A 17196-nucleotide genomic window follows, 5' to 3' on the forward strand; every position below is an offset into this window, starting at 1 on the left:
CTCTGCCTGACCATAGCCACCCCACAGGAACGGTCAATCGGCGCGGCAGGGAAACCGCGCCGCAGCCCGTTCATCTGGCAGCAGTCCAAGGTTCGGGCGAGGGCGATCACACCGCCTGTTCGGGAACGCTCATGCCCTTGTCGCGGGCCAGAACCCGCATCCGGTCCTGCAGCTTCTCGAAGGCGCGCACCTCGATCTGGCGGATCCGCTCGCGCGAGACATCGTAACGTGCGGACAGGTCTTCCAGCGTCATCGGCTCGTCGCGCAGGCGACGCTCCATCAGGATGTCCTTCTCGCGGTCGTTCAGCACATCCATCGCCTGGATCAGCATGTTGCGCCGCGTGTCGAGCTCATCGGCCTCGGCAAAGGCCTCGGCCTGGTTGGCATCCTCGTCTTCCAGCCAGTCCTGCCATTGCGCCGTGCTGTCGCCATCCGAGGAACCCACCTGCGCATTCAGCGAGGCATCGCCGCCCGACATGCGGCGGTTCATGTCGATCACTTCCTGCTCGGTGACGTTCAGGTCATGGGCGATCTGGGCGACGTTTTCGGGGCGCAGATCGCCCTCTTCCAGCGCGCCGATCTTGTTCTTGGCCTTGCGCAGGTTGAAGAACAGCTTCTTCTGCGCGCTGGTCGTGCCCATCTTCACCAGCGACCAGGAGCGCAGGATATATTCCTGGATCGAGGCGCGGATCCACCACATCGCATAGGTCGCAAGGCGGAAACCCTTCTCGGGGTCAAAGCGCTTGACCGCCTGCATCAGCCCGACATTGGCTTCCGAGATCACCTCGGCCTGCGGCAGGCCATAGCCGCGATAGCCCATGGCGATCTTCGCGGCCAGACGCAGGTGGCTCGTCACCATCTTATGGGCGGCCTCGCTGTCCTCGTGATCGGCCCAGGCCTTGGCCAGCATGTATTCTTCTTCCGGTTCCAGCAGAGGGAACTTGCGGATTTCCTGAAGATAGCGGTTCAGACCCTGTTCAGGACTGGGAGCGGGAAGACCGGTATAATTCGCCATGTCGATACACTTTCAGATCAGGACGGAAACGCTGCCTCGGCCCTCACGGTTCCGCGAGACGGGATCGTGGCGGGGCGGGCTGCGTCGCGCCGGGGCGCGGTCGTGGCGGGGAAAACCTTGCCGCAGGACGCGGGAGATGTAACCTAGGTAGCGGTAACGTTTCCGTCAAGAGGCCCCGCGTCACTGCGCCCTGCGTCACTTGGCGCGCAGCCGGGCCAGCAGATCGGCCATGTCCGGGGGCAGGGGGCTGTCGAACCCCAGCGCCTCGCCGGTGACGGGATGGTCAAAGCCCAGATGCGCCGCGTGCAGCGCCTGGCGCGGGAAGGCCGCGACGGCCGCGGCCGCCTCCCCCAGTGCCTTGGTCGATGCCTTGCGCGCGCCGCCATAGACCGGATCGCCGATCAGCCCCAGCCCGGCATGAGCCATATGCACGCGGATCTGGTGAGTGCGCCCGGTTTCCAGCCGGCATTCGACCAGCATGGCGACGGGCGGCGTGCCGAAGGCTTCCAGCAGACGCGCGCGCGTGACCGCGTGGCGGCCCTTGTCGAAATAGACCGCCTGCTTCTGCCGGTCGGTCGGGTGGCGGGCGAGGCGGGTGGTAATCTTCAACAGGCCCGGCTCCTCGAAGCCCACGCCCGGCACGCCGCGCAGGCGCGGATCGGCGGCATCGATCACCCCATGGGCCAGCGCCAGATAGCGGCGCTGCGCCGAATGCGCCTCGAATTGCGCGGCAAGGCCGTGATGGGCGCGGTCGGATTTCGCCACGACCAGAAGGCCCGAGGTATCCTTGTCGATCCGGTGGACGATGCCCGGCCGCTTTTCACCGCCGATGCCCGACAGCGTCTCGCCGCAATGCGCCAGCAGCGCATTGACCAGCGTGTCGCGGGGAGAGCCGGGGGCCGGGTGGACGACCATGCCGGCGGGCTTGTCGATGACGATCAGGTCTTCGTCCTCGTAGGGGATGACCAGCGGGATCGCCTGCGGCAGGGTCTCGACCGGCTCGGGGTCGGGGATGGTGATGCGGTACTCCTGCCCCTCTGCCACCCGCGCCTTGCCGTCGCGCACCACGCCCGCAGCTCCGCTGACCGCGCCATCGGCGATCAGCCGGGCAAGGCGCGAGCGCGACAGCGCCGCGGCCTCTGGCACTGCGGCGGCAAGGGCCTTATCAAGCCGGTCGGGCGGATTGGCCGGGATGGTCACAAGAAGGTCAGACATGGGTCAGGGCATCAGGGGTCAGGGCAATATGGATCAGGACGACAAGGACTGGAAGGCGGCGGCGGAGGCGGTGCCGGAACTGCGCTGGTTGAAGATGCTGGTCACTGGGCTTGCCGTGGTCATGGGGCTGGGGATCATCGCCATCGTGGTGCTGTTGTGGATGCGCCTCAGCCAGCCGATGCTGCCCGACCTGCCGGCCTCGATCAGCCTGCCCGAAGGCGCAACCGCCGAGGCCGTCACCTTCGCCCGCGATTTCATCGTCGTGGTCACGGATGCGGGCGAGGTGCTGCTCTACGACCGTTCAGGCGCGCTGAAGGACCAGATCACGCCCTGAGATCAGGCGTTCAGCTTTTTCTCGAGCTCGGCGATCCGGGTCTTCATCTCGGCATTCTCGGTGCGGGCCTTGATCGCCATGTCGCGCACCGCCTCGAATTCCTCGCGGGTGACGAAATCGCGGTCGGCGAGCCAGCGGTCGACCCAGCTTTTCATCGCGTTCTCGGCCTCGCTGCGCGCGCCCTGCGCCACGCCCATCGCATTGGTCATGAGCTTCGACATGTCGTCGAAGAAGCGGTTATTCGTGCTCATCGGGGCGTCCTTCCTGACTGAATTGTCATCCATATGGGCCAGAAGCGGGCGGGGTTCAATGTTGACAGCGCGGGTCTGGCCGCTAAGCCTTTCGAGCGAAACGTCACCCGCCGGAAGGTCCGAGGCCCCATGATCCCCTTTCCCGATATCAGCCCCGAGATCTTCACCCTCAATCTTGGCGGGCTGTCGCTGTCCTTGCGCTGGTATGCGCTGGCCTATCTGGCCGGGCTGGTCATCGGCTGGCGGCTGGTGGTCATGCTGATGCGCCGTCCCGCGCTCTGGGGTGGCACCGCGCCGATGCGGCCCGAACTGGTCGATGACCTGCTGACCTGGATCATCCTCGGCGTGATCGTCGGCGGGCGTCTGGGTTTCGTCCTCTTCTATGAACCGGCCTATTACCTCGCCAACCCGCTGGACATTCCCAAGGTCTGGCTTGGGGGCATGAGCTTTCACGGCGGTTTCGCCGGGGTGATCGTCGCGGCCTATTTGTATGCCCGCCGCCACGCTATTCCGCCACTGCGGCTGGCCGATGCCTTGGCCGTGGTGGCGCCGGTCGGGCTGTTCTTCGGCCGCATCGCCAATTTCATCAATGCCGAGCTCTGGGGCCGGCCCACCGACCTCCCCTGGGGTGTGATCTTCCCCGGCGATAGCTTCGCCCGCCATCCGAGCCAGCTTTACGAAGCCGGGCTGGAAGGGCTGGCCCTCGGCCTGATCCTCTGGGCGCTGGTGCGCGCGGGCGGGCTGATGCGTCCGGGGCTGGCCTTCGGGGTGTTCCTTCTGGGCTATGGCCTGTCGCGGATGTTCGTCGAGCTGTTCCGGGTGGCCGATGCGCAGTTCATCACCCCCGAGAACCCGCTTGGCCATGTCATCGGTGGGCCGGTCTGGGGGCTCAGCATGGGTCAGCTGTTGTCGCTGCCGATGGTGCTCATCGGCCTCTTCTTCATCCTGCGCGCCCGCAGGGCTTCCGCCCCGGCATGACGCCGCTGGCCGCGATCATCGCCCGGCAGATCCGTGCCAGCGGCCCGATCACGCTGGCCGAATACATGGAAACCTGCCTCTTGCATCCGGCGCACGGCTATTACGCCACGCGCGATCCCTTTGGCGCGGCGGGCGATTTCACCACCGCGCCCGAGATCAGCCAGATGTTCGGAGAGCTGTGCGGCCTCGCGCTGGCGCAGGCTTGGCTGGATCAGGGGTCGCCTTCGCCCTTCACGCTGGCCGAACCGGGGCCGGGGCGCGGCACGCTGATGGCGGACATGTTGCGCGCGATCCGGGTCGCGCCGGGCATGGGCGGGGCGGCTGAGCTTGCGCTGATCGAGGCCTCGCCGCATCTGCGCAGTGTCCAGCGCGAACGGTTGGGGCAAGTGCGGCATCTCGATACGGCCGAGGGTTTGCCGCAGAAGCCCTTGTTCCTGATGGCGAACGAATTTTTCGACGCTCTGGCGATCCGGCAGTTCCAGCGGGTCGAGACGGGCTGGGCCGAACGCGTCGTGGGGCTGGAGGGCGAGCACCTGACCCTCGGTCTCGCCCCGCCGGTCGATCTGCCGCGTGCGGGCGAATTGGGCGAGATCTACGAAATCTGCCCGCAGGCCCCTGCGATCATCGAGGCCATCGCCAGCCGCATCGCAATCCATGGCGGGGCGGCGATCATTGCCGATTACGGCGGCTGGAACGGCAGCGGCGACACGTTTCAGGCGCTGCGAAATCACGCCTTCGACGACCCGTTGGCCTATCCCGGCGAGGCCGATCTGACCGCGCATGTCGATTTCGCCCCGCTGGCGGCGGCGGCGATCCGGGCGGGTGCGGTGGCGTCGAAGCCGGTTCCTCAAGGCGACTGGCTCAGGGCCATGGGGATCGAGGCGCGGGCGGCGCGACTGGAAGCCGCAGGCGACAGGGGCGCGATGGCGGCGCTTCACCGCTTGACCCACGCGGACGAAATGGGTCACCTGTTCAAGATGCTGGCCATCTGGTCGCAGAACGCCCCTCCCGTTCCCGGTTTTGTCGCGCTGAAACCCGATGCAGACCATGCTTGAGATTTTGACCCACCCGCTGCTGGAGCCCGTCCGGCACGGCTTCTTCACGCGCAAGGGCGGGGCAAGCTCGGGCCTTTTCGCCGGGTTGAATTGCGGCCGCGGCTCGTCGGACCAGACCGAGGCGGTCGAGGTCAATCGCGCCCGCGTCGCCCATGCGATGGGCGTTGTGCCCGCCGATCTGGCCACCGTGCATCAGGTCCATTCGCCCGACGTGGTGGTGATCGACGAGGCGATGGCGCCCTCGGATTGCCAGCAGATCAGGGCCGATGCGCTGGTGACGGCGCGGCCCGGCATCGCGCTGGGGGTGCTGACCGCCGATTGCCAGCCGGTGCTGTTGGCCGACCCCGGGGCCGGGGTCATCGGCGCCGCCCATGCCGGCTGGAAGGGCGCGCTGAACGGGGTGCTCGAGGCGACGGTGGCGGCCATGCGCGCGGCGGGTGCGGAAAACATTCGCGCGGTCATTGGCCCGACGATCAGCCAGCGCGCCTATGAGGTCGGCCCGGATTTCATGGAAACCTTCACCGACGAGGACCCGGAGAACGCCCGCTTCTTCGCCGGTGGCCCGAACGGTCGCCCGATGTTCGACCTGCCCGGATATGGCCTCATGCGCCTGCGCGCGGCGGGGGTCGAGGCCGAATGGTCGCGCCATTGCACCTATTCCGACCCCGATCGCTTCTTCAGCTATCGCCGCACGACCCATGCCGGCGAGGTGGATTACGGACGGCTGATCTCGGCGATCGCGCTGTAGGGTGGGGTTCCACCCCACCATCTAACATCCCATCATGTCGACGGTTGGTTGGGTGAAACCCCACCCTACGCCTGCCCGTTGGCATCAAGGCCGCCCCATGACCCGCGCAGGGTTGCCCGCCACCATCTCGCCCGCTGCGACATCGCGCGTGACCACGCTGCCCGCGCCGATGATCGCGCCATCGCCGATGGTCACGCCGCCCAGGACGACCGCGCCGCCGCCGATCCAGACATCCTCGCCGATCAGGACCGGCAGCGCGACTTCCAGCCCCTGCGCCCGCAAGGCCCGGTCCTTGTGATGCTCGGCGCAATAGATCTGGACATTCGGCCCCAGCATCGAGCGCGACCCGATGCGAATGGGCGCGCAATCCAAGAGCGTCGCACCGGCATTCAGATAGACCGCATCGCCAAGGCTGATGTTGAAGCCATAGGTGCAATGGAACGGCGCCTCGAGGAACGCGCCCTCGCCGATGCCGGCAAAGAGTGCGCGCAGCTCGGGCGCCATCGCACCGCGCTGATCGGGTGGCAGGCTGTTATGGCTGTGAACCGCCCGACGCGCCTGCCAGCGCAGCGCGTCAAGTTCGTCATCGATGCAGCGATACCACTCGCCCGCGGCCATTTTCTGCCGCTCGCTGCGGCCTGTCGGTCCCGTCATCGGGGTTTGTCTCACCCCGCTTCGCGCACCCGTTCCTCGACCACTTCGAATGGCACGCCGGGCTCGTCCTTGGCGCAGCGGATGACCAGCGAGGTCTTGACGCTGGCGACGTTCGGGGCGGCGGTCAGGCTGTCGGTCAGGAAGCGCTGGAAGGTCGAGAGATCCGGCGAGACGCATTTCAGGATGAAGTCGATCTCGCCGTTCAACATGTGGCATTCGCGGACCAGCGGCCAGTCGCGGCACAGTGTCTCGAAGGCCGAAAGGTCACGCTCGGATTGCGAGGCCAGCCGCACCATGGCAAAGACCTGCACCTCGAATCCCAGCTCGCGCGGGTCGATATCGGCGTGATAGCCACGGATATAGCCCAGTTCCTCCAGCGCGCGGACGCGGCGCAGGCAGGGCGGGGCCGAGATGCCGACGCGGCGGGCCAGCTCGACATTGGTCATGCGGCCATCGGCCTGCAGCTCGGCCAGAATGTGACGGTCGATTTCGTCCAGCTTTGCCCCTGCCATGCTGCCCTCTTGTGTCTGAAGCTTGCCGGAAACTATCCTGCAGGGCCGACCTGCGCAATATTATTTCTCGATTTTCGGTGCATTGCGAACAGCGCCTCGGGACATTACCTAGGGCCAAAGCGAGATGAGGCGAGACATGTCCGAGACCACGCATACCCAGCTTTTGATCGTCGGCTCCGGTCCGGCGGGCTATACGGCGGCCGTCTATGGTGCGCGCGCGATGCTGAAGCCGCTCCTGATCCAGGGGATGCAGCCGGGCGGTCAGCTGACGATCACCACCGAGGTCGAGAACTGGCCCAGCCTGATCGAGATCCAGGGCCCCGAGCTGATGGTGAAGATGGAAGAGCACGCCCGCGCCATGGGTGCCGAGATCGTCACCGACATCGTCACGAAGCTCGACCTGTCGCAGCGGCCCTTCCGGGCGGAATGCGACAGTGGCAATGTGGTGACGGCGGATGCGGTGATCCTGGCGACGGGCGCGCAGGCGCGCTGGCTGGGTCTGCCCTCGGAAGAGAAGTTCAAGGGCTTCGGCGTCTCGGCCTGTGCCACCTGCGACGGCTTCTTCTATCGTGGCCGCGAGGTTCTGGTCATCGGCGGCGGCAATACCGCGGTCGAGGAGGCGCTGTTCCTGACCAAGTTCGCCTCGAAGGTGACGCTGGTCCATCGCCGCGACAGCCTGCGGGCCGAGAAGATCCTGCAGGAACGCCTGTTCAAGAACCCCAAGGTCGATGTGATCTGGGATCACGAGCTGTTGCAGGTGAAGGGCAGCGAAACCCCGCTTGGCGTGACCGGGGCGATCCTGCGCTCGACCAAGGACGGCTCGACCCGCGAAGTGGGCGGCGACGGCATCTTCATCGCCATCGGCCATGCCCCGGCCAGCGAATTGGTCAAGGACCAGCTGGAGCTGCACAATGGCGGCTATGTGAAGGTCGAGCCCGGTTCGACCCGCACCTCGATCCCCGGCGTCTTTGCTGCTGGCGACCTGACCGACCATATCTATCGTCAGGCCGTGACCAGCGCCGGCATGGGCTGCATGGCGGCCCTGGATGCCGAGGAGTTCCTGGCCGAGCACGGGCAGGCGGGTGCGCCCGATCCCACGGCCTCGGAGCTGCCCGAGCACGCCCCGGCCGAATGAGGTGAGTCGCGCCCAAGGGCGCGACTACGCCCGTCATTTCTCTCTATTTCCGGGCGATTCTTCGCTTGCGCGACCGGGTGCGGCGGCAACCGCCGGCTGAAACCGGCTGCGGACTTGTCTTTTTGGTCAGGATTTGCCTGCAGGGAATGCATTGCTTTTGGTCCAGCGCCCGGGCAGGCGCAATATCACTCCAGTAACGGTGCCAAGTCCCCCCACCAGGTTTTTCAAGAGTTTTCCGGGATCAAGGCTTCTGACGTTTCGGCCCAAGCCCGGACTGGTCGGCACCGCGTAACCAGTAGGAGTGTGAACAAAATGGCGAGAGTCGACAAAGACAGCATTCGAAGCGGGCAGCAGGATGGTTCGGATCACATGCCGATGTTCCTGCGCTACCCCGCCGATCAGATCGATTTCGGCTATGAGATCGTTGCATCCAGTCTGACCAGTAAAGGTCATCGGCACGGCCCCGAAGGGTTGTCGCTGGTGGCGCGGGTTTACGAGTAACTTACCGTCCGGGCGGGTGGCTGACGACCCGCCCGGGCAGTTTCCCCTTTGGACATTCTAACCGGCCGCGGCACGATCACTTGCTTGCGGCGGTTGCGCGCAAGGCCGGCAGGCCGACCCCCGAGGCTTCGAACCCCCCATCGACAGCAACGGTCTGGCCGGTCAAGTAGCTGGCCTTGCGGCTGCACAAGAACAGGATCACCTCGCCGATCTCGGCCTCGCTGCCATAACGGTTCAGCGGGATGGCGTCGTGATAGGCGGTGATGATCTCGGGGCTGTGGACGGCCATGGCAAGCTTGGTCCGGACCGGGCCGGGGGCCACGCAATTGGCGCGAATCCCGTGTTCCCCCAGTTCCACCGCCTGCTGCCGGGTCAGTTGCATGACCGCCGCCTTGGACGTGCCATAGGCCACCCGCAGGGTTGAACCGCGCAGGCCCGAGATCGAGGCGATGTTGCAGATCGCGCCGCCCTGCCGCTTCAACAGCGGAATGGCCGCCTGGCTGACCAGGAATACCCCGTCCAGATTGGTCTGCATGACCCTGCGCCAGCGCTGGAAGCCGGTGTCCTCGATGGGGCCGAAATCGGCCACCCCGGCATTGTTGACCAGCGCATCCAGCCGGCCCGCCCAACCGGCAACCTCATCCATCATCTGGGCGACCTGCGCCTCGTCCGAGACATCGCAGGTAAAGGCGCGGGCGGCGGGGTTGGCCAGGTCGGCCTCGGCCACGGCCAGTTCCGGCGCGTCGCGATCGACCAGCGCCACCCGCCAGCCCTCGGCCAGGAACAGCCGCGCGGTGGCAAGCCCGATGCCGCGCGCGGCGCCGGTGATCAGGGCTGTGGGCTGGCTCATGGGGATTCTCCTCGGGTGATCGCGTCGCGCGGACGGCGAGTGTCGGGTCGGCAGGGGCGGCGGTCAAGAGCTGGTCGCCTGCGGGCCAGCAGCGCGTATCCCGCGCAGGCGCTGCGTCCGGGGACGATTGCGGCGACAGGGGACGATTGCGGCGACAGGGCGATCCGAGGGACTGAACCAAATAGTATGAAAACGATACAACTCTATATTTGCAACGTTACACTTTCTTCTATGCCCGGGCGATGCAACATGATAGTAACTCAACCGTGAGCGCTATCAGAGAATCTTGACCTGGGAGGATTGGATGGGAGTTTTCAACATTGTCATGTTCATCGGATTCACCGCCCTCGTGGCGGTGTTGTCCTATTACTGGACCAAGGGAACCGATGAGCATCATTCCGAGGGTTATTTCCTCGGCGGCCGCTCGCTGACCGCGCCGGTCATCGCCGGCTCGCTGCTGCTGACCAACCTGTCGACGGAACAGATCGTCGGCCTGACCGGCCAAGCCTATACCGAGGGTATCCTGGTCATGGCCTGGGAAACGCTGGCGGCCATCGCCATGGTGGTGACGGCGCTGGTGCTGCTGCCGAAATACCTGCGCTCGGGAATCTCGACCATTCCGGGTTTCCTCGAGGAACGCTATGACGCGCAGACCAAGACCATCACCTCGCTTCTGTTCCTGTCGGGCTATGTGATCGTGCTGTTGCCGATCGTGCTCTATTCGGGCGCGCTGGCCATGTCGACGATGTTCGACGTGCCGGGCCTCTTCGGGGTCAGCGAGACGGCAGCCTTGTGGATCACGGTCTGGGCCATCGGCATCATCGGCTCGATCTACGCGATCTTCGGCGGGTTGAAGGCGGTTGCGGTCTCGGACACGATCAACGCCGTCGGCCTGTTCCTCGGTGGCCTGCTGGTTCCGGTCTTCGGTCTGATGGCTATTGGCGGCGGCAGCATCTTCGAGGGTCTGAACGTTCTCTGGACCGAGAACCCGGAGAAATTCGACGCCATCGGCGGGCCGGAGGCCTCGGTGCCCTTCGCCACCATCTTCACCGGCATGATGCTGGTGCAGCTGTTCTACTGGGGCACCAACCAGGCGATCATCCAGCGCGCGCTTGGCGCAAAGAATCTGGTCGAGGGTCAGAAGGGCCTGCTTTATGCAGGCGTGATGAAGATCCTCGGCCCGATCATCGTCGTGTTGCCGGGCATCATCGCCTACCACTATTTCGAGGGCGGGCTGGACGTGGCAGATCAGGCCTATCCGAGCCTTGTCAGCGAGGTGCTGCCCTTCCCGTTGCGCGGCTTCTTTGCCGCGGTGCTGTTCGGGGCGATCCTCAGTTCCTTCAACTCGGCGCTGAACAGTTCGGTCACGCTTTTCGGGGTGGATATCTACCGCCAGTATTTCAAGCCCGAGGCCAGCGACGCGCAGGTGGTGAACGCGGGCAAGAATTTCGGCTGGGTCCTGGCCATTGCCTCGATGACCATCGCGCCCTTCATCGCCAATGCGCCGCAGGGTCTGTTCGGCTACCTTCAAGAGGTGAACGGCTGCTACTCGATCCCGATCCTGACCATCATCCTGGTCGGCATCTTCACGCGCAACGTGCCGCCGGTCGCGGCCAAGATCGGGCTGGCTTCGGGTGTGGGTCTCTACATCATCAGCCAGTTCGTGCTGAAGCCGATGGTCGGGGCCGAGAACTACCCCCACTTCCTGCATGTCATGGCGATCTTGTTCGTGCTGAACGTCTGCATCATGCTCTGGATCGGCAAGATGCGCCCGATGGTGCCGGCATACCAGCCGCGTGACAGCCGTGCGGTGGACATGACGCCCTGGGCCTATGCCAAGCCCTTCGGCGCGGCGATCGTGCTTGTGGTCGTCTCGACCTATTTCATCTTCACCTGAGCGGTCTGTTCCGACCACCCAAGATTGCGATCCGCCTCAGCCCCGGCTTTGGCGGATCGTGTTTTCCAGACGCGGCGCGTCAGCGGCTGCGGCATGGGCCAGATCGGCGAAGAAGCCGCGCAGGCCGACATAGAGGTTACGGATGGTCATGATGATCTCCTTTCGATCCGTGTTCCGATAGCGGTAACGTAAGGGATCTCAAAGGGTCGTAAAACGGCTGCGGGCGCAAAGCCGCTATGCGCCAAAAGGGATGCCGGGATCGGGGCTGCTGCCGCAGCAGCTCAGAACGGGCTGATCTCCTCGGGCCAGCGGCGGGGATAGCCCGTCACCAGCAGCAGCACATCGCTGCCCGGCAGCGCCTCGCGCATGTCGCGGATCATCCGCAGGTTCAGCGCATCGATCTCGGCCGCTGTCACCGGGCGCAGGGGGTCGTAATAGGCGGTAATGAGGAAGCTGCGCCCGGTCTTCATCACCGAAAGATCATGTAGCCGCCCGCCATCCTCTGCCAGTGCCGGGCGCAGGCTGCGCCGCGCCAGCGCCACCCGGTCGGGCGGGGCGGTGACCCCCGCCAACTCTCCCAGTCCGGCGCGAAAGCCGCTGAAATACTGCCCGATGACGGTGAGGCAGAGGAAGAGGACGATGATCGAATCGCCGACCGGTGCGATCACCGCCAGCGGTCCGTCGCGCAGGACATAGATCAGCGCCAGACCGACCCCGGCCGAGGCGGTGATGATGCCGTCAAAGGCCGAGGCCCGCGCCTCGAGCCGCAGGATGTCGCTCTGCCTCCCGGTCTTGATCCAGGCACTGCGATGGCTGAACCAGAGGCCAAGGCAGGTGCCGCCGATGATGACGAAATAGCCGATCATCGGGCCGAAGATCAGCGGCTCGGGCGGCGTTCCCGTGGCATAGTCGAAGATGTTCTTGGCTGCATTCGTGACCGCGAAGAGCACCAGCCCCAGAAGCGACAGGGAACGGAAGGTGATGAAGATCGCCTCGTCCGCTGCATAGCCGAAGGGCCTGAGCCGGTCCGGCCCGGCCTCGACCCGGCGGCTGATCCGCCGCCCCAGCAGGGCCGAGAAAAAGCCGATCAGCGAGAAGAGGCCATCCATCATGATGGCGTTCGAATTCGACAGGAACCCGGCCGCAAGCCCCGCCACCGCCATGAACAGATTTCCCCACATGGCCAGCGTCAGCGCGCGGGCCTCCAGCGGGCGCAGGTCGGGAGTGGTCGGCTCGGACATTCGGGCGCCTCGTCAGGTCATGCCGGGGTGTCCGACCTGGGTAGCCGCTGGGGCAGCGTTGGGCAAGGGCAGGGGCTGGCAGGATCAGGAACTGCCGGTCGTGAACAGTTGATCGAGGAAGGGATTGGTGAACAGGTTCGCGGCATCGTAGGATTGCAGGGTCGCGACCTGCCAGGCCCAGGTTGCATCGGCGGGGCGACCTGTGGTGCAGGTGTCGCGAATGGACTGGATCACCGCCGCATCGGTCCAGGCACCGCCGGGCACGCTATAGGCCCAGCCCTTCGACCATTCGACATTGGCGCGGAACCCGGTGCCGAAATGCGCATAGAACCAGGTCTCGAGCTCGGTATAGAACTGGTAGGCCCTTTGCGGGTCTCCGTCGGGAATGATGGTCAGGACATCGAACCAGCAGCCAACGTCCCAGCCATTCTGCTGGACAATCGGGTCGACACCGAGAGACGAAATCACCGGGCTTTGCGCCACTTGCCCCGGCGGCAGGCCCAGATGCGCGGTGTCGTCCAGCCCGGTCACCCGTATCTCGAGCGGCGAATTGATCGGCCAGAGGCTGTTCGTCTGATAGGACAGCAGCATGTCGGTGAACTTCGTCGTGACATCGGCGATCGCCTGCTGCACCTGATCGCGCTTCATCAGCACTGCATAGCCGTTCGCCGTTACCCGCAAGGTCTCGTCCTTGACATAGAGCAGCGTGTTCTTGGACTTGCCCCAGAGGTCCGCAACAGAGGTCAGCTGGCCGGCGGTGTATTGCGCCACTGTCGAGCAGAAGGTGGGGGTGATCTCGGGTGCCGAAGTCACCATCTGCCGCAACAGGGCGGTGATGAAACTGGGCAGATTGTCCGAGAACGGGTAGTTATAGGGTCCCGTCGCGATCGAGGCATAGGTCGGCTTCTTCGGCGAAACCGTCCACACCTTGAGCCAGGGAAAGCTGGGCTGCGCGGGATCAAAGGCCGGGAACCAGATCACCTCGATGCGGCCGGACTGCTGCAGGAAATCGCCGACGCTGCGCGCCGGATCCTTGCCGCCGACGGGTTGGGCAAACAGCGTCGTGGCCGGAATGTTCATGAAGCTCTGGCATCTCAGCATGTAGTTGTCAGTGACCTGCAGCGTCACCTCGGTCAGCAGCGCCCGACCGCAATGGGTCAGAAAGGCCTTGGCATCGGCATCTCCGCGACTGAAGCGACGCGCGGCATAGGTGCCGGTTCCGGGTTGGGTTACGATGGCGGTGAAGCCAAGGATCTGGTTGCTGAGCGAGCCATAGGGCAGGTTCAAATCGTCATGGGGCGGCGTTCGCACGCCCGTCCCGTGGCCGTTGATCGCCAGCACCCCGCCAACGGTTAGATTGCCCGGCGCCGGGATATGGGCAAAGCTGAAACCGATGTCGGGGTTCGGGCCGACCCGCGTGGTCTCGAGCGCGGTCATCAGGTCCAGCATGGTGCAGCCGGTCTGAACAGTGACCTGTGCGGGACTGCCGGCCGAGCCGGGGCTGATCGACAGGACCTTGTTCAGGTTGGTCCGCAGATCGACCAGCATGACATTGTCGGTCGCCTCGCCCTCGGTCACGGTCAGCGGTGACCAGCCATGGGCGACCCCGCGTGCCCGAACGGTAAATTTTGCCTGCGCCGCCCAGTTGCAGACGGCGACGACATCGGCCTCGGTCGCGGGGGTGCAAGTCCAGACATTCGGGACCGAGATCATCTGGGCCCAGTTCTCGTAGGTCTGGAGGGACACCGGAACATTCGCGGGAAAGCCCGCAGGCGCGCTGGTCGTGGCCATGGCAATGATCCTTGTTGCGGGTTGGCGATCGATCTGCCGGCACGGCGACATGCCATGTCGGCCCGGCAGACCGGTTGTCGCATCCGGAGGCTATTGCACCGAGACGAGGACCAGGTCGTTGTTCAACGTCGTTCCGCTGATGGCGTAATTGGCCGTGACCGTGCTGCTGGAGTCATAGTAGAAGATCTGGTTTGCGGTATTGTCGCTACCCCAGACGACAAAGGCATAAAGCGAAACCAGCGCCCCATCCGGCACGCCCGACTGGTCGGGTGACCGGCACTCGGTCTGCAGCACGGGATAGCCGGCCGTCCCGTCGGTATGGACCTTGTTGCCTTTCTCGTCCCAGAAGACGAACTGCAGTTTCACGACGAAACCGCCATCATTTTTCAAGCAGAAATTTCCGACTTTCTGTACCATTTTCTATTTCCTCCGATTGATGAATGATATGAGAAACCGGATGCCAAGCGCGTGGTGGCACCAGGTCGTGGGTTGTTGCGGTCCTTGCGTGCTGGCGCGGATAAAATGCCATATCACTCGGTCTATCGAACCGGTCGGCCTGCGCTGAAATGGTGAAGTAACCCCAAGTTGTATGGTGTGATCGAGAGAGATCACATTTTGGAGCGTTTTATGAAATTATCCTGAGCCTACTGTGCCATTAAGGCGCCAATAAGTTGAGTGGCTAGATTTTTGATTGAATTCTTGCGAGTTGTCAAGATTCGTCTAAAGGTGCGAACCATTTAGTTTGTCAATGATAAATAATAATATTTATTTCCGTTGCGAATGCGTGTCTTCGCGGAAAGCCAGTTCCAGCGAGAAACACGAGGTTCTTCGCAAGCAGCTTCCTGCAAGCCGCGCCGTCGGAACCCGAAGGGTGAAAACCGCTAACCGGGGGCTAATTGATTCTCAGAGGATAGGCTCAAGGCGGGATCGAGACCTGGGAAACGCGTGATCCAATCCAACGCCCACGAAAAAGGCCGCCCCTCGGGGCGGCCTTTCCGTTCTGCCAGAGGGCAGGGGGTGATTACATCATCCCGCCCATGCCGCCCATGCCGCCCATGTCGGGCATGCCGCCAGCGGCGCCCTTGGGTTCCGGCTTCTCGGCGACCATGGCTTCGGTGGTGATCAAGAGGCCAGCAACCGAGGCTGCATCTTCCAGCGCGGTGCGAACCACCTTGGCCGGGTCGATGACGCCGAACTTGAACATGTCGCCATATTCTTCGGTCTGGGCGTTGAAGCCGAAGGTCTTGTCGGTCGACTCGCGGACCTTGCCGGCCACGACGGCACCGTCAACGCCGGCGTTTTCGGCGATCTGGCGCATCGGCGCTTCCAGCGCGCGGCGCACGATGGCGATGCCGGCTTCCTGATCGGCATTGCTGCCTTTCAGATCGCCAAGGGCCTTGCCGCCCTGAACCAGGGCCACGCCGCCACCGACGACAACGCCTTCCTGCACGGCCGCACGGGTCGCGTTCAGGGCGTCATCGACGCGGTCCTTGCGCTCTTTCACTTCGATCTCGGTCATGCCGCCGACGCGGATCACGGCAACGCCGCCGGCCAGCTTGGCCACACGTTCCTGCAGCTTTTCCTTGTCGTAGTCCGAGGTGGTTTCCTCGATCTGCTGACGGATCTGGCCAACGCGGGCTTCGATCTCGGCCTTCTCACCGGCGCCGTCGACGATGGTGGTGTTGTCCTTGTTGATCGAGACCTTCTTGGCGCGGCCCAGCATGTCGATGCCGACATTTTCCAGCTTCATGCCCAGATCTTCGCTGATCACCTGACCGCCGGTCAGGATGGCGATGTCCTGCAGCATGGCCTTGCGGCGATCGCCGAAGCCCGGAGCCTTGACGGCCGCGATCTTCAGACCGCCGCGCAGCTTGTTGACGACCAGCGTGGCCAGGGCCTCGCCTTCGACGTCTTCAGCGATGATCAAGAGCGGCTTGCCCGACTGGATGACGGCTTCCAGCAGCGGAACCATCGGCTGCAGCGACGAGAGTTTCTTCTCGTGCAGCAGGATATAGGCGTCTTCCAGATCCGCGACCATCTTCTCGGGATTGGTCACGAAATAGGGCGACAGGTAGCCGCGGTCGAACTGCATGCCCTCGACGACTTCAACGTCGGTGTCCATGCCCTTGTTCTCTTCGACGGTGATGACACCCTCGTTGCCGACCTTCTGCATCGCGTCAGCGATGAAGCGGCCGATCTGGGTCTCGCCATTGGCCGAGATGGTGCCGACCTGCGCGACTTCGTCGCTGTCGTTCACCGGGCGGGCGGCGGATTTGATCGCATCGACGACCTTGGCGGTGGCCAGGTCGATCCCGCGCTTCAGATCCATCGGGTTCATGCCGGCGGCGACGGCCTTCATGCCTTCGCGGACGATGGCCTGGGCCAGGACGGTGGCGGTGGTGGTGCCGTCGCCGGCCTCGTCATTGGTGCGCGAAGCGACTTCGCGGACCATCTGGGCGCCCATGTTCTCGAACTTGTCCGACAGTTCGATTTCCTTGGCGACGGTGACGCCGTCCTTGGTGATGCGCGGGGCGCCGAAGGATTTGTCGATGACCACGTTGCGGCCCTTGGGCCCAAGCGTGACCTTGACCGCATCGGCGAGAATGTTCACGCCTTTCAGCATACGGTCGCGGGCGTCGGTGCTGAACTTAACGTCCTTACCAGCCATGGTGTCTCTCCTAGAATATCGTGTGAAATGAAGCGTCTGTCAGGGATCGGATCGGCAGATCAGCCGATGATGCCCATGATGTCGCTTTCCTTCATGATCAGCAGCTCTTCGCCATCCAGCGTGACCTCGGTGCCCGACCATTTGCCGAACAGGATGCGGTCGCCGGCCTTGACGGCGGGTGCGATCAGTTCGCCCGAATCCTTGCGGGCGCCTTCGCCGACGGCGACGACTTCGCCTTCAGCGGGTTTTTCTTTCGCGCTGTCGGGGATGATCAGGCCGCCCTTGGTTTTCTCGTCCGACTGGACGCGCTTGACCAGAACGCGGTCGTGCAGCGGTTTGAATGCCATAATG

At 64.4% G+C, this 17196-nt stretch carries 18 protein-coding genes; 7 read left to right on the top strand and 11 right to left on the bottom strand.

Features of this window, described 5'->3' with window-relative positions; genetic code table 11:
- Nucleotides 1-106 precede the first annotated feature (106 nt).
- Nucleotides 107-1015, bottom strand: coding sequence for an RNA polymerase sigma factor RpoH (rpoH, locus tag Q1A36_RS07270; protein ID WP_101751837.1), 909 nt, complete (start codon nt 1013-1015; stop codon nt 107-109).
- 195 nt (nt 1016-1210) lie between these two features.
- A complete protein-coding gene (locus tag Q1A36_RS07275) occupies nt 1211-2230 on the bottom strand; it encodes an RluA family pseudouridine synthase (protein WP_299841492.1) in 1020 nt (339 codons plus the stop codon).
- On the opposite strand from Q1A36_RS07275, the gene Q1A36_RS07280 reads away from it, so the two are divergent.
- Nucleotides 2229-2564 (top strand): DUF6476 family protein, encoded by a 336-nt coding sequence (locus Q1A36_RS07280; RefSeq protein ID WP_299841494.1) that lies wholly within the window; start codon nt 2229-2231, stop codon nt 2562-2564. The genes Q1A36_RS07275 and Q1A36_RS07280 overlap by 2 nt on opposite strands.
- 2 nt (nt 2565-2566) lie before the next feature.
- On the opposite strand, the gene Q1A36_RS07285 is transcribed toward Q1A36_RS07280, so the two are convergent.
- Entirely contained in the window at nt 2567-2815 is a 249-nt protein-coding gene (locus Q1A36_RS07285; protein ID WP_299841496.1) for an accessory factor UbiK family protein, read from the bottom strand.
- A 129-nt stretch (nt 2816-2944) separates the two neighbouring features.
- On the opposite strand from Q1A36_RS07285, the gene lgt reads away from it, so the two are divergent.
- Genes lgt through pgeF form a run of 3 tightly spaced genes read left to right on the top strand, consistent with a single transcriptional unit; the run spans nt 2945 to nt 5596 of the window.
- Nucleotides 2945-3793, top strand: coding sequence for a prolipoprotein diacylglyceryl transferase (lgt, locus tag Q1A36_RS07290; protein WP_299841498.1), 849 nt, complete (start codon nt 2945-2947; stop codon nt 3791-3793).
- Nucleotides 3790-4848 carry an SAM-dependent methyltransferase gene (locus Q1A36_RS07295; protein WP_299841500.1) on the top strand — a complete coding sequence of 353 codons (1059 nt, stop codon included), beginning with the start codon at nt 3790-3792 and terminating at the stop codon, nt 4846-4848. The genes lgt and Q1A36_RS07295 overlap by 4 nt, the downstream gene beginning before the upstream one ends.
- Entirely contained in the window at nt 4841-5596 is a 756-nt protein-coding gene (gene pgeF, locus Q1A36_RS07300) for a peptidoglycan editing factor PgeF (RefSeq protein WP_299841502.1), read from the top strand. The genes Q1A36_RS07295 and pgeF overlap by 8 nt, the downstream gene beginning before the upstream one ends.
- Before the next feature lie 84 nt (nt 5597-5680).
- Here the strand turns inward: pgeF and Q1A36_RS07305 are convergent, their stop codons facing one another.
- Together Q1A36_RS07305 and Q1A36_RS07310 are read right to left on the bottom strand one after the other, a co-directional pair.
- Nucleotides 5681-6214 carry a sugar O-acetyltransferase gene (locus Q1A36_RS07305; protein ID WP_299841504.1) on the bottom strand — a complete coding sequence of 178 codons (534 nt, stop codon included), beginning with the start codon at nt 6212-6214 and terminating at the stop codon, nt 5681-5683.
- A gap of 47 nt (nt 6215-6261) precedes the next feature.
- Nucleotides 6262-6762 (bottom strand): Lrp/AsnC family transcriptional regulator, encoded by a 501-nt coding sequence (locus tag Q1A36_RS07310; protein WP_101751832.1) that lies wholly within the window; start codon nt 6760-6762, stop codon nt 6262-6264.
- 136 nt (nt 6763-6898) lie between these two features.
- Here Q1A36_RS07310 and trxB point away from each other — a divergent pair, with 136 nt between their 5' ends.
- Both trxB and Q1A36_RS07320 read left to right on the top strand, forming a co-directional pair.
- Nucleotides 6899-7897, top strand: a complete 999-nt coding sequence (gene trxB / locus Q1A36_RS07315; RefSeq protein WP_299841507.1) for a thioredoxin-disulfide reductase — start codon at nt 6899-6901, stop codon at nt 7895-7897.
- Between the two features lie 312 nt (nt 7898-8209).
- Nucleotides 8210-8398 carry a hypothetical protein gene (locus Q1A36_RS07320; protein WP_299841509.1) on the top strand — a complete coding sequence of 63 codons (189 nt, stop codon included), beginning with the start codon at nt 8210-8212 and terminating at the stop codon, nt 8396-8398.
- 76 nt (nt 8399-8474) lie between these two features.
- On the opposite strand, the gene Q1A36_RS07325 is transcribed toward Q1A36_RS07320, so the two are convergent.
- Nucleotides 8475-9248: an SDR family oxidoreductase gene (locus Q1A36_RS07325; protein WP_299841511.1), complete on the bottom strand. Its 774-nt coding sequence runs from the start codon at nt 9246-9248 to the stop codon at nt 8475-8477.
- A gap of 304 nt (nt 9249-9552) precedes the next feature.
- Here Q1A36_RS07325 and Q1A36_RS07330 point away from each other — a divergent pair, with 304 nt between their 5' ends.
- Nucleotides 9553-11145, top strand: a complete 1593-nt coding sequence (locus tag Q1A36_RS07330) for a solute:sodium symporter family transporter (RefSeq protein WP_299841513.1) — start codon at nt 9553-9555, stop codon at nt 11143-11145.
- A gap of 281 nt (nt 11146-11426) precedes the next feature.
- Here Q1A36_RS07330 and Q1A36_RS07335 read toward each other — a convergent pair whose 3' ends face one another.
- From Q1A36_RS07335 to groES, 5 genes are all read right to left on the bottom strand, one after another.
- Entirely contained in the window at nt 11427-12386 is a 960-nt protein-coding gene (locus Q1A36_RS07335) for a cation transporter (RefSeq protein ID WP_299841515.1), read from the bottom strand.
- 84 nt (nt 12387-12470) lie between these two features.
- Nucleotides 12471-14177, bottom strand: coding sequence for a cholesterol oxidase substrate-binding domain-containing protein (locus Q1A36_RS07340; protein ID WP_299841517.1), 1707 nt, complete (start codon nt 14175-14177; stop codon nt 12471-12473).
- 90 nt (nt 14178-14267) lie between these two features.
- On the bottom strand, nt 14268-14543 hold the full coding sequence (locus tag Q1A36_RS07345; RefSeq protein WP_299841519.1) for a hypothetical protein: 276 nt from the start codon (nt 14541-14543) through the stop codon (nt 14268-14270).
- Between the two features lie 655 nt (nt 14544-15198).
- The gene (gene groL / locus Q1A36_RS07350; protein WP_299841521.1) at nt 15199-16845 is read right to left on the bottom strand and encodes a chaperonin GroEL; all 1647 of its coding nucleotides are present in this window, start codon (nt 16843-16845) and stop codon (nt 15199-15201) included.
- 59 nt (nt 16846-16904) lie between these two features.
- The gene (gene groES, locus Q1A36_RS07355) at nt 16905-17192 is read right to left on the bottom strand and encodes a co-chaperone GroES (protein ID WP_101751823.1); all 288 of its coding nucleotides are present in this window, start codon (nt 17190-17192) and stop codon (nt 16905-16907) included.
- Between the last annotated feature and the right edge of the window lie 4 nt (nt 17193-17196).

It is taken from the genome of uncultured Paracoccus sp. (genome assembly GCF_947487305.1).
In the GTDB taxonomy this organism is placed as follows: domain Bacteria; phylum Pseudomonadota; class Alphaproteobacteria; order Rhodobacterales; family Rhodobacteraceae; genus Paracoccus.

Coding starts and splice junctions, on each gene's coding strand:
- rpoH (WP_101751837.1), bottom strand. CDS start 1,015: ATGGCGAATTATACCGGTCTTCCCGCTCCCAGTCCTGAACAGGGTCTG.
- Q1A36_RS07280 (WP_299841494.1), top strand. CDS start 2,229: ATGGGTCAGGGCATCAGGGGTCAGGGCAATATGGATCAGGACGACAAG.
- Q1A36_RS07275 (WP_299841492.1), bottom strand. CDS start 2,230: ATGTCTGACCTTCTTGTGACCATCCCGGCCAATCCGCCCGACCGGCTT.
- Q1A36_RS07285 (WP_299841496.1), bottom strand. CDS start 2,815: ATGAGCACGAATAACCGCTTCTTCGACGACATGTCGAAGCTCATGACC.
- lgt (WP_299841498.1), top strand. CDS start 2,945: ATGATCCCCTTTCCCGATATCAGCCCCGAGATCTTCACCCTCAATCTT.
- Q1A36_RS07295 (WP_299841500.1), top strand. CDS start 3,790: ATGACGCCGCTGGCCGCGATCATCGCCCGGCAGATCCGTGCCAGCGGC.
- pgeF (WP_299841502.1), top strand. CDS start 4,841: ATGCTTGAGATTTTGACCCACCCGCTGCTGGAGCCCGTCCGGCACGGC.
- Q1A36_RS07305 (WP_299841504.1), bottom strand. CDS start 6,214: ATGGCCGCGGGCGAGTGGTATCGCTGCATCGATGACGAACTTGACGCG.
- Q1A36_RS07310 (WP_101751832.1), bottom strand. CDS start 6,762: ATGGCAGGGGCAAAGCTGGACGAAATCGACCGTCACATTCTGGCCGAG.
- trxB (WP_299841507.1), top strand. CDS start 6,899: ATGTCCGAGACCACGCATACCCAGCTTTTGATCGTCGGCTCCGGTCCG.
- Q1A36_RS07320 (WP_299841509.1), top strand. CDS start 8,210: ATGGCGAGAGTCGACAAAGACAGCATTCGAAGCGGGCAGCAGGATGGT.
- Q1A36_RS07325 (WP_299841511.1), bottom strand. CDS start 9,248: ATGAGCCAGCCCACAGCCCTGATCACCGGCGCCGCGCGCGGCATCGGG.
- Q1A36_RS07330 (WP_299841513.1), top strand. CDS start 9,553: ATGGGAGTTTTCAACATTGTCATGTTCATCGGATTCACCGCCCTCGTG.
- Q1A36_RS07335 (WP_299841515.1), bottom strand. CDS start 12,386: ATGTCCGAGCCGACCACTCCCGACCTGCGCCCGCTGGAGGCCCGCGCG.
- Q1A36_RS07340 (WP_299841517.1), bottom strand. CDS start 14,177: ATGGCCACGACCAGCGCGCCTGCGGGCTTTCCCGCGAATGTTCCGGTG.
- groL (WP_299841521.1), bottom strand. CDS start 16,845: ATGGCTGGTAAGGACGTTAAGTTCAGCACCGACGCCCGCGACCGTATG.
- groES (WP_101751823.1), bottom strand. CDS start 17,192: ATGGCATTCAAACCGCTGCACGACCGCGTTCTGGTCAAGCGCGTCCAG.